9 protein-coding genes are annotated in these 12,057 nt (G+C 47.7%); 2 read left to right on the forward strand and 7 right to left on the reverse strand.

Annotated elements, in window-relative coordinates; translation table 11 throughout:
* On the forward strand, positions 1–4,457 hold a 4,457-nt coding region (locus tag VPR01S_RS21915), incomplete at its 5' end, for a tandem-95 repeat protein (protein ID WP_021703220.1).
* Between the two features lie 53 nt (positions 4,458–4,510).
* Here VPR01S_RS21915 and VPR01S_RS00010 read toward each other — a convergent pair.
* Entirely contained in the window at positions 4,511–5,704 is a 1,194-nt protein-coding gene (locus VPR01S_RS00010; RefSeq protein WP_021703221.1) for a class I SAM-dependent methyltransferase, read from the reverse strand.
* A gap of 430 nt (positions 5,705–6,134) precedes the next feature.
* Here VPR01S_RS00010 and yccX point away from each other — a divergent pair, with 430 nt between their 5' ends.
* On the forward strand, positions 6,135–6,407 hold the full coding sequence (gene yccX, locus VPR01S_RS00015; protein ID WP_021703222.1) for an acylphosphatase: 273 nt from the start codon (positions 6,135–6,137) through the stop codon (positions 6,405–6,407).
* A 6-nt stretch (positions 6,408–6,413) separates the two neighbouring features.
* On the opposite strand, the gene VPR01S_RS00020 is transcribed toward yccX, so the two are convergent.
* From VPR01S_RS00020 to VPR01S_RS00045, 6 genes are all read right to left on the reverse strand, one after another.
* Positions 6,414–6,743: a TusE/DsrC/DsvC family sulfur relay protein gene (locus VPR01S_RS00020; protein WP_021703223.1), complete on the reverse strand. Its 330-nt coding sequence runs from the start codon at positions 6,741–6,743 to the stop codon at positions 6,414–6,416.
* 125 nt (positions 6,744–6,868) lie between these two features.
* On the reverse strand, positions 6,869–7,531 hold the full coding sequence (locus tag VPR01S_RS00025; protein ID WP_021703224.1) for a Bax inhibitor-1/YccA family protein: 663 nt from the start codon (positions 7,529–7,531) through the stop codon (positions 6,869–6,871).
* A gap of 195 nt (positions 7,532–7,726) precedes the next feature.
* A complete protein-coding gene (locus tag VPR01S_RS00030) occupies positions 7,727–8,476 on the reverse strand; it encodes an amino acid ABC transporter ATP-binding protein (RefSeq protein WP_021703225.1) in 750 nt (249 codons plus the stop codon).
* A 22-nt stretch (positions 8,477–8,498) separates the two neighbouring features.
* A complete protein-coding gene (locus VPR01S_RS00035) occupies positions 8,499–9,596 on the reverse strand; it encodes an amino acid ABC transporter permease (RefSeq protein WP_021703226.1) in 1,098 nt (365 codons plus the stop codon).
* Between the two features lies 1 nt (position 9,597).
* Positions 9,598–10,803 (reverse strand): amino acid ABC transporter permease, encoded by a 1,206-nt coding sequence (locus tag VPR01S_RS00040; RefSeq protein ID WP_021703227.1) that lies wholly within the window; start codon positions 10,801–10,803, stop codon positions 9,598–9,600.
* A gap of 68 nt (positions 10,804–10,871) precedes the next feature.
* A complete protein-coding gene (locus tag VPR01S_RS00045) occupies positions 10,872–11,900 on the reverse strand; it encodes an amino acid ABC transporter substrate-binding protein (RefSeq protein WP_021703228.1) in 1,029 nt (342 codons plus the stop codon).
* Between the last annotated feature and the right edge of the window lie 157 nt (positions 11,901–12,057).

A 12,057-nucleotide genomic window follows, 5' to 3' on the forward strand; every position in this document is an offset into this window, starting at 1 on the left:
GCGAAACCCTGACGTTCACCGCCACCGATCCAAGTGGCGAATCGGTCAGTCAGGCGGTCGACTTTACGGTGCTGCCTGTGGTGGATATTGCAGACGACAGTGCCGACGTGGTGGAAGAGACGCCAACCATCATCAACGTGCTGGGCAACGACAGCTTCGAAGGCACGCCAGTGGTCAGCGTGGCGCCAGGCCAGGGACCATCGAACGGCAGCATTATGGTGAACGCCGACGGCACCATCACCTACACACCGAACGACAATTACAACGGGGCGGACAGCTTTACCTATACGGTCACTTCCGGTGGGGTCACTGAAACCGCGACTGTGGCGATTAACGTCACACCGGTGAACGATACGCCTATAGCATCACCAACAGTGATTGAAACTCTGGAAGACACATCAGTGTTGATCGCATGGTCGCAGATGGGTGTTTCAGATATCGATACAGCAGATGACCAACTTGGAGTTCAGGCCACGGCTCTTCCAGCAAATGGCACGCTTGAATATCAGGATTCAAATGGCGTTTGGCAGCTCGTTGCAATGGATCAGATCCTGAGCAAATCAGATTTTGACAGCGGCAAGGTCCGTTTCACGCCAGAGTTGAACGAATCAGGTTATGATCAGCACGAACAGGCCGGTGTTGGCGATCAACATCAAGACTATGCACAGTTTAGTTTTAAACCTACTGATGGTGATGTTACCGGAGACGAGGTGTCTATCTCAATCGATGTGACCCCGGTTGCCGATAAGCCAAATCTGGACGTCACAAACCCAGAGTTAGCCCTACCTCAGCAGAATTTCAACGTTTCTACGTGGTCTGGTGTGAACATCGGAGGCCATGGAGGAAACGGTGTTCAGGGCAGTACCCTAGTCAACGCGATTAATGCGTTGAGCTCAGAAAACGCAGCAACGTCTCAAATTGCGAATGCGCAACAACTGGGTACGAATGCGACCCCAGCAGATACTGCGGTACTGATCACAGGTCTTGCCTATCTGGAAGCTGGCGTAAGTTATGACTTTGTCGGCAATGCGGATGACAGTTTTGCTCTGCTCATTGGTGGGGCAATGACCGATGTCGCACGTTGGGGGAGCAACAGTGGCTCCATTCAGGGAGACAGCTTTACACCAACTGTATCCGGGTTCTACCCGATCTCCATCTATCATCATAATCAGAGCGGCCCAGGTAATTTTGATCTCAACGTTAAAATCGATGGCCAGGACGCCGTTGACCTTAGTAACAGCCACTTATCTGTTGTGACGGATGCACAAGCGCTACAGGAGACGGATATCAGAACTTCGGATTTGATGTCTGTGGATGGTGTTGAAGTGTATCAGGTATACGGCGTGAATGAGGGAGCTCAGGATACTCGCATTCCATTATCTGAAATCAGCAGCAGTTTAGTGGATAGTGACGACTCTGAAACTTTGACTCTTACTCTGGAGGGGTTGCCTGTTGGAGCGACACTGAGTGATGGCGTAAACGAATTCGAAATGACTGACTCCGGTCAAGTGGTTGATATCACCGATTGGGATTTGGACAGCTTGTCAGTACTTCCGCCAGCAGGCAGCAGTGATGATTTTTCCATCACTGTTACATCCACTGCGAGCGAACATTACTCTGACAGTACGGCGAGTTCAGTTGCCCAAATTGATGTCACTGTTTATCCGAATGTACCGACCATTGCTCAGGATGATTCGGCTTTGGGTCAGGAGGACACGACGGTTTCTGGTAATGTACTGGCTAATGATACAGACCCAGATTCCGCACTATCCGTTGTTCAATTCGAAGTGAATGGCGTAGAACACCCAAGCGGTGACACTGTAGCGTTGAACGAAGGTGCTTTGACACTGAATCCTGACGGTTCTTATGAGTTTGTTCCAAGTCAGCACTGGTCTGGTGACGTACCGACAATTGTATACACCACGAATACAGGGAAAACCGCGACGCTCGATATCTCGGTAGAAGCGGTAGCTGATGCTCCATTAATTTCAGTGAATGTCGGGGATCTGCAACAAGTGAATGCAGTGCCTGATTTCAGTACGCTACCTGAAGACATCCGTGAGCAGATTAATACTGGAAACCTGAACATTGGAGGTATTGCGTTTGAACATGTCGATACTGCGCCAGCATTTAATAATGGTAATGCTGGTAATGACTTGATGATTGCTCCTGATGGCGCTGCACCTCAGAGTTTTGTTGGTGATACTCAAGCGGCAAACGTCAATGAGCAAGGCAGCGACATGTTTATCGGCACCAGCGGTAACGACTCGTTTTATGGTGGTAATGGCTCTCAGGATAGTGAGACAGCAATCGACTCTGTGGTGTATCAGGGAAGCGTTAGCGAGTACGTGATTGAATACCGTGGTTATGAGCACGCGGATCAACCTTACTGGCTAGTAAAAGATAGTCTTGAACGTGATACGTCCAGTGATAATTCGCCACACACTGACGATGGCGATCACCTGTATGGTATTGAACGTCTTTACTTTAAAGATGGCATTATTGAACTGCACCCCGATGGTACCCATGAAATTTTAACGGATAAAGTCATTCCGGTTGAGGTGGATGTGGCATTGGTGGATACCGATGGCAGTGAGACGCTAAACGACGATATCGTCATCACAGGTATTCCAGATGGTGTTAGCTTGTTGGTGAACGGCCAGGAGGTTACGCGCGGCAGTGACGGTGCATATACGCTATCACTCGATAATGATGGTGACGCTTCGTTTGAGTTGAAGGTGCCGTACAATTATCAGGGAACACTTGATTTTCCAATTGAGGTGACCGCGGCTTCGGTCGAAAACTCAAACAATGACACGGCGGAACAAAGCGTGACGGAAAACCTTTCTTTCCGTGACTACGTACTATCAACCGGGTCTTATGGTGATGACACAATAGAAGGCTCCGAAGAGCATGATTTGATTGTGGGTGACGTCCGTGGCCTGCAGATTGTGGCCGGTGAAGACTATAATATCGCTTTTGTTCTCGATACTTCCGGCAGTATGGGATGGGATGTTGAGACGGCGAAGTCTGAGTTACTTGTGGTATTCGATACCTTACTTGAAAGTGCTCAGGGTGATCATGCTGGTCAGGTTAATGTTCTGATCACTGATTTTTCTACCGGGCTCAATCACTCTGTATCTGTTGATTTGAGCTCATCGGACCCACGTTCTCAGTTTGTGTCAGCATTGAATCAGATCGGTGACCAAGGATCTGGCAATACTAACTATGAGGCAGCGTTTAAAGGTGCTGTAGATTGGTTCGCCACTCAGGAAGGCGGTAATAACATTACCTACTTTATTTCTGACGGGGAGCCACAGTATGCGACAGAAGATGATCTGTATGCGTACCAGTTTGATGAGCTGTATTTGGATTATGATGCGGCGAATAACAAACTGATTACTCTGGCAGACATTCTGCCGAGCAATTATACCTCTGGTGTGGTGATGTACAAAGGTCAGGAGATCATCGATAAAAACGGTAAACTGTACTCTCCATTGACGGGGGCGCGCTTGGGGGATATGAGTAAGAATAATATTTCTTATGACTATTACGATCGCGCTAACGTGACTCAGCAAAGCCAGCATATGTATCAGCTATTGGCACTGATGTCTTCTGTAGAAGCTATTGGTATTGGTTACTACTTAGATCAGGATACATTGGACGACTACGACAGTGATGGTGTTGTGGATACTGCCATTGATGTGTCTGACTTGTCGAATGTCATTCTGGGTAAAGAGATCGATTTGCTGCAAGGTGGAGACACGATCGACGCGAAGTCAGGGGATGATATTCTCTTCGGTGACCTGGTGCAGTTTGATGGTATCAGTGGCCAGGGCGTTCCGGCGATTCAAAAGTATGTCGCCGCACAAACCGGAGAAGAGCTTTCAGCCGTCAACGCCCGTGACATTCACGAGTACATTCGTGAACATGTTGAAGAGTTTGATCAATCCCGCACCAACGACAAAGCGGATACGCTTGTCGGAGGTGAGGGCAATGACATTCTGTTCGGTCAGGGTGGGGATGACACGCTCGATGGCGGGCTCGGTAACGATATTCTGATTGGCGGTACGGGGCAGGATACCTTAATCGGTGGATTAGGTGATGACATCCTGACTGGTGGTGCTGATGCCGATATCTTTAAGTGGACAGAAGGCTCGTTGGATAACGGCACCGATGTGGTCGAAGATTTCCAACGCGGTGAAGATGTCCTCGACTTCAGTGACATCGTTGGCGAGACAGGTCACAACACTATGGATGAGCTGTTGAGTTCGATTCAGGTGGAAATTTCGGGTAATGATTTAACGCTGGATATTCCACATGGAGAGACTGGTGAGAGTCAAACTATTGTGATCAAGAATGGCGCAGATGCATTCAGCGATATGATCAGTGCTGATCCGTCCGGGTTTGCTCAGGATGTATTAAACTCGCTCACCAAGCATAACGTAGATAGCTAACGATATAAAAAGGGCCTGATTCAGGCCCTTTTTTGATGCGAGTTTTGCTGACTTTAAAGTACTTTGCAGGCAAAACCTTTGAGGTAGAAACCTTCAGGATACGCACTGTCAGTCGGATGGTCGGCCGCTTGCTCAAAACGCTCAACAAACTTCACTTGTCGCTTGGCATCCAATGCGGCGTCGGCGATGATTTTCTGGAATAATACCTGATCCATCAAACCCGAACATGAATACGTTAATAGTGTGCCACCCGGTTTAAGAATCTGCATGGCGAGCATGTTGATGTCTTTGTAGCCTCGGCAGGCGCCGTTGAGCTGTGCTTTCGATTCAGCGAACTTAGGTGGGTCCATAATGACCACATCAAATTGAGTACCTTGATCGCGATATTCACGCAACAGTTTAAAGACGTCAGCATTCAAAAATACCGCACGTTTTTTAGAAATATCAAACTCGTTCAGCTCGGCGTTGTACCTGGCTGTATCCAAGGCCGGTTGAGATACATCCGCGTTAATTACACGTTTTGCTCCACCTTTTAGTGCGTACAAACCAAATCCGCCAGTGTATGAAAAGCAGTTCAATACTTCTTTGTTCTGTACGTATTTCACGGCTTGCTGACGGCTATCACGCTGATCAAGATAAAAGCCGGTTTTGTGTCCACCTACAATATCGACACTGATCTTTACGCCGTTCTCTTCAATAACGACCGATTTTGGTGGCTCTTCGCCATGGAGTACACCTGTCGTCTCCTCCAAGCCTTCTTTTTTACGTACAGACACATCTGAACGCTCGTAAATATTGCAATCCGGAAAAACCTGCGTAAGAGCGGCAACCAGTTTGTCTTTTTGGTATTCAGCACCGGCACTCAGGAGTTGGCATACCAGAAAGTGGTCATATTTATCAATGGTGATACCCGGCAAGCCGTCGGACTCTGCAGCAATCAGACGATAGCCCGTTAATCCGTCTCGCTGAATGATATCTTCGCGCAAGAGCTGGGCATCCTGAATGCGACGCACAAAGAAGTCAGTATCGATACTGACTTTATCGAAGCTCCAGACGCGAGCTCGAATCTGTGAATGGGGGGAGTACGCGGCTTTCGCCAGCCATTGTCCATCATGAGCATAAACATCGACCGTTTCGCCCAGCGTTGGCTCGCCTTCTACTCGCAGGATGCCACGTGAGAAGATCCAAGGGTGTTTGCGACGCAGACTTTTGTCACGTCCTTTAACAAGATGAATTGCCGGGGTCATTTCAATACTCATATTGGGCTGTTTGAAAGGGGGCATATTGTCCGGGAAGCGCTATACAAAAGCAAATGAAATACGAACAAAAAGAGTTGCATACTTGCGGAATTCTGGAGCTTTAGTGGTGCATCTTTTAAGGACCAGAACCACTTGAATGTTTTGTCGCCATGGTTGCTGCATTATTCGTTCTTCTTGATAAAGTTTATCGAGCAGCTTGTCAGTGGCGCGATTTAATACCAGAGTGAATAGAACAAAGGCGCGAAGAGGTAAGATAAGAAGACGGTACTTTTATTGAATTTTCAGGTGAATGAGATATTTGTCGATTCAACGAAATGGAGCCTGTTTCATAATACCCCAATGAGAGATTCACTTTCATAGTGAGCGGGGCAACAGACGTTGGCAAATGTATTACTCACGAAGAGAGGAGGCGTACGATATGGAACAGAAATGCGTTAAGTTTATAGTCTCTGGTGTGGTTCAGGGAGTTGGTTTTCGTTATCACACCTGTTATGAAGGCCTGTGTCTTGGATTAACCGGTTATGCTAAAAATCTGTCAAATGGGGACGTCGAAGTCATGGCTTGTGGTCAGGAAGAGAGCATAGAAGCGTTGGCTCAATGGCTGAATAATGGACCGAAGATGGCAACGGTAGACCGCCTGGAAAGAGAAGAGGCGGTCTATAAGGAGTTCAAAGGGTTTGAAATTCTGTAGCAAACCTTACAGACATTTCGCAGGTTTCGGTAAACCGGCCAGCTTTGTCGCTTGCTTGGCTGGGCCTTGTTTAAACAGTTTAAACAGATATTTACTATTACCTTTTTCGGGACCGTGCGCTTTTTCCATGGCTTTTACCAACATGCGAACCGCGGGAGAGGTATTAAATTCCTCATAAAAATCGCGCACGAAGTGAATGACTTCCAAATGGGCATCGGTTAATTCAATCCCTTCTTGCTCTGCCAGAACCAGGATCATACCTTCGTCCCACTGTGTATGGTCAAGCAGGTATCCCTGAGCGTCGGTTTCAATGTTTTTACCTTTATATTCAAACATGATCTCTGTCCGAAAAACTACAACTCTAATAGGGTAGCTTACCTTTGCTGGTCGGCTCAACTACCGGAAAAGAAAAAGCCCGAAGGAGATTAACCTTCGGGCTTTTTTTGCATCAATTTGTTCGATTAGTCATCATTCATAATGCCAAGAATGCTTAGCAGACTGATGAAGATGTTGTAGATCGACACATACAGAGTCACTGTTGCTGAGATGTAGTTTGTCTCACCACCACGGATGATGCCTTGAGTTGTCATCAGAATCGCCATTGTAGAGAACACAATGAACAGGCTGCTGATGGCAAGGTGCAGAACTGTAGATTGAATGAAGATACTGGCGATCATACCAACGACCAGTACAACAAACAGAGATAACATCAGGCCACCCATCATAGACAGGTCCCGTTTTGTGGTCAGAGCGTACGCAGATGCCGCCATAAAGGATAAGGCGGTTCCGCCCAGAGCAGTTAATACAACATCGCCCATGCCGGCGCCGATGTACATGTTAAGCAGAGGACCGACCGTGTAACCCAGGAAACCTGTGAACAGGAAGGTGAATACCAGGCCCAAACCGTTATTGCGGTTTTTCTCTGTCAGGAACAGCAAGCCGTAAAAACCAACCAGCATGATGATAATGCCAGGGCGAGGAAGCTCCAGCGCCATGGACACACCAGCCACTACCGCTGACCACAGCAGGGTCATCGACAGTAATGCGTAGGTGTTACGCAGAACTTTGTTTGTCTGGATCGCACTCTCGCGAGTCGCGGTACGTGAATACATAGAATTGTTCATAATCTTCCTCATGAAAGGGCTATGTTTATATGTACATTTATGGGGCTGAAAGTTCCCGATTTCAAGATTCAGCCTAATGTCTATACGTTAGATAATAATGGAAATATTCAAGTGTGTATTTTCCAAGATGTAACACAATATAACAATGAAAAAAGGCGATGAATATCGCCTTTTCAATTAGTTATCATATTTTTGTTAATGATGAAGTATCTGAGCGAGGAAGTTTTGTGTTCTGTCCGACTGTGGATTCTCGAAGAAATCAACGGGATTGTTTTCTTCGATTATCTCGCCGGCATCCATGAATATCACCCGGTCGGCCACTTCTTTGGCAAAGCCCATCTCATGAGTGACACACAGCATGGTCATGCCTTCTTCGGCTAATTCGACCATAACATCAAGCACTTCGCGCACCATTTCAGGGTCAAGTGCTGACGTTGGCTCGTCAAACAACATCACTTGAGGGTTCATACACAATGAGCGGGCGATAGCAACACGTTGCTGCTGACCACCAGATAACTGGCCCGGGTATTTATCGGCCTGATCCGGGATTTTGACCCGTTCAAGGTATTTCATCGCGACGGCTTCTGCTTCCTGCTTAGGCATTTTTTTCACCCAAATTGGCGCAAGAGTGCAGTTTTCCAGAACGGTTAAGTGCGGGAACAAATTGAAGTGCTGGAAACACATGCCGACTTCACGGCGCACCGCTTCGATGTTTTTTAAGTCTTCGGTCAGTTCGTTTCCTGACACGATGATCTGACCTTTCTGATGTTCCTCTAAGCGGTTTATGCAGCGAATCATGGTCGATTTTCCTGAACCAGAAGGGCCACAAATAACGATTCGTTCACCTTTTTTAACATCTAAGTTGATGTTTTTCAGCACGTGAAACTCTCCGTACCACTTATTCATGTCCTTAATTTGGATCATGTAGTCTTGTTGTTGCGTCATAATACGTCCTTGAGCTGATTAACTATCGTTTGTGACCGGTATGAAGTTTGTTTTCTAGCCAGATCGAATATCTCGACATGCCGAAACAAAACACCCAGAACACTAACGCGACAAATACATAACTTTCTGTGGCAAAGCCCAGCCAGTCAGGGTCGGTGTTGGCCGCCTGACCAATCCCCAGGACGTCAAACATCCCGATAATCAATACCAGGCTGGTATCTTTAAACAGGCCGATAAACGTGTTCACAATCGAAGGAATGGTGATTTTCAACGCCTGAGGAAGGATGATTAGCCCCATTTTTTTCCAGTAGGTCAGCCCAAGCGCGTCGGCGGCTTCGTACTGTCCTTTTGGTATTGCCTGCAAGCCACCGCGCACCACCTCTGCCATGTATGCGGCACTGAACATCACGACACCAATTAACGCCCGGAGCAGTTTGTCGGTCTCAGACCCTTCAGTCAGAAATAAAGGCAGCATCACCGAAGCCATAAACAGCACGGTGATCAACGGAACCCCACGCCATACTTCGATGTAGACGGTACAGATGCTGCGAATGATTGGCATCTCAGAGCGACGACCCAAAGCCAGTGCGACGCCAATCGGTAAGGAGACGATAATACCGACTAGTGCAATGATCAGTGTAACCAGCAGACCACCCCATTTATGGGTATCCACCACTTCAAGCCCGAATACGCCGCCGTACAACAGCGCTGCTGCTAAGAACGGGTAAACATTGACAAAAAAGAGCCAAATCCACAGACGTTTAGGCGTTTTTTCGTAAGCGAGCAGGGCGGTAAATACAGCCAGAGTGAAGTAAAACAGCTTAGGGCGCCATAATTCAGCTTCAGGGTAGAAGCCGAACATAAACTGATCCCAACGTACACTGATAAATACCCAACAAGCGCCATCGCGAGAGCAAGCATCACGGGTTGTGCCCACCCAATCGGCACTCAGAATAGCCCAATCGAAGACGGCCCAGATACCTGAAAAAGCCAGATAACCAAGAATCAGTGTTAAAACCGAGTTTGCCGGGCTGTTAAACAGGTTTTTGCGTAGCCAGCCGATCACCCCGACCGTATTCGACGGAGGAGGCAGGTCTGGCTGAAATTGATGTACTTTCATATTACCTCTCCACCAACGCAACTTTACGGTTGTATAGGTTCATCAGAGCGGATGTCAGCAAACTCAAGGTGAGGTAAACTGCCATCGTCATTGCAATGATTTCAATTGCCTGACCGGTCTGGTTCAGTGTCGTACCAGCGAATACAGACACCAGGTCTGGATAGCCAATGGCCATCGCCAGCGACGAGTTTTTCGTTAGGTTCAGGTATTGACTGGTGAGTGGTGGGATGATGATACGAAGTGCCTGTGGAATCACGACCAGCTTTAATGTTTTAGCGCGTGGTAACCCCAGAGACATTGCCGCTTCTGTCTGCCCATGGCTGACGGCATTTATCCCGGAACGAACGATTTCTGCGATAAACGATGCCGTATAAATGCTCAGAGCGAGTAGCAGCGCCGCCAGTTCCGGAATGATGGACACTCCACCGCGGAAGTTGAACCCTTTCAGTTCTGGGTAATTTGCGCTGATTGGAGCTCCCATGATGAAATACACCACCAGAGGCACGCCGACGCACAGTGTGAGAATGATGCGTCCCATTGGCGTTTGTCGCCCCGTTAGACGCTGTTTGTTTCGAGCCCATATCCCGATAATGACAGATGCCACTATGCCGGCCAGTAGTGTAATAAACACGACACTGGAACCTTGTTCAAATACGGGAGCAGGGAAGTAGAGACCTCGAACGTTCAGGAAAACAGCTTCGCCTAATGAGAGGCTCTGACGCGGGCTTGGTAGAGCCTGAAGTACGGCAAAGTACCAGAAGAAAATCTGCAGTAGCAAGGGGATATTGCGAAATGTCTCGATATAAACGGCTGCGAAACGGCTCACCAACCAGTTAGAAGACAGTCGTGCAATACCAATAACGAATCCAATCACCGTGGCGAGAATAATGCCCAAAAATGATACCAGGGCGGTATTCAGTAAGCCGACGATAAAAGTTCGTCCGTAAGTAAAGGTTTCATTATATTCAATCAACGACAGGCCAATCCCAAAGCCAGCTTCTTGATTGAGGAATCCAAAACCTGTTGCGATGCCTCGCGCATCTAGGTTGGTAAGGGCATTGTTAACAATGGTGTAAAAGAAAAAGATCAGCGCTGCGACAGCAATAACTTGGAACACGACCGATCTGAAGGTGGGATTGTAAAGGAGATTTGTACTCTTGGCTGATCCGTTATCCGGCCTAGAGGCAATATTGTTATCAGGTTTCATACAGCTATAACCTCAAATCCATTTTTTGAAAAAAGGGCGGCTTTAAACCGCCCGTTTCTGGTGTTTCATTAACGGATTGGTGGAGCGTACATAAAGCCACCTGCATTCCACAGCGCATTTACGCCACGTGAAATTTTCAGTGGAGAACCTTGGCCGACAGTGCGCTCGAAGCTTTCACCATAGTTGCCGACTTGCTTAACCACTTGATAGCCCCAGTCATCACGAATGCCCAGGCCTTTACCTTTCGGACCGTCGACACCCAGGATGCGCTTCACGTTAGGATCGTTCGATTTCAACATGTCATCTGCGTTCTTAGATGTAATGCCGTATTCCTCTGCGTTGACCATGGCAAACAGCGTCCATTTTGCAACGTTGAACCATTTGTCGTCATCCTGACGTACAACTGGGCCCAGAGGCTCTTTTGAAATGATTTCAGGTAGTACCACGGCTGAGCTAGGATCGGCCAGATTCAGGCGCAGAGCGTACAGGCCCGATTGGTCAGTTGTCAGCACGTCGCAACGTCCGGCATCGAAACCTTTCGATGTCTGAGCTGCGGTATCAAATACCACGGGTTTGTATGACATGCCGCTGTTTCGGAAGTAGTCAGCCAGGTTGAGTTCTGTTGTTGTACCAGACTGCACACAAACTGATGCACCATCCAGTTCTTTAGCACTCTTGATGCCCAGGTCTTTTTTGACCATAAAGCCCTGACCATCGTAGTAGTTGACGCCCACGAAGTTCAAACCCAGCGCCGTGTCTCGCTGAAGTGTCCAGGTGGTATTACGTGACAGGACATCGATCTCACCCGATTGCAGGGCTGTGAATCGCTCTTTTGCTGTCAGAGGAACATACTTGACTTTGGTCTTGTCGCCCAACACCGCTGCAGCAAGTGCCTGACAATACTCTACGTCAATACCTTCCCATTCACCTTTCGAGTTTGGGTTAGAGAAACCAGGCAGACCGGTACTGACACCACAAGTTAGAAAACCTTGTTTGGTGACTTTTTCCAGAGTGCTTTCTGCTGCTTGCGCGCTTGTTGCCATCAAAGCAGTCGATGCCGCTACTACTGATGCAATAAGTGTTAGTTTATTTGCCATTTGTATCCTTCCTGTATGATCCATGTTAAACCAGGTGACCCCTGATACAACGTACGAATAGAATGTTGTGTATTGTGTTTTATTGGTTGACTCAATCTAGTTGCATTTATACAAATCAACCGTTTATAAGCGTAGGTAAGGAATTGTGTTTTCTCAA

The sequence above is a fragment of the Vibrio proteolyticus NBRC 13287 genome (assembly GCF_000467125.1).
Lineage (GTDB): Bacteria > Pseudomonadota > Gammaproteobacteria > Enterobacterales > Vibrionaceae > Vibrio > Vibrio proteolyticus.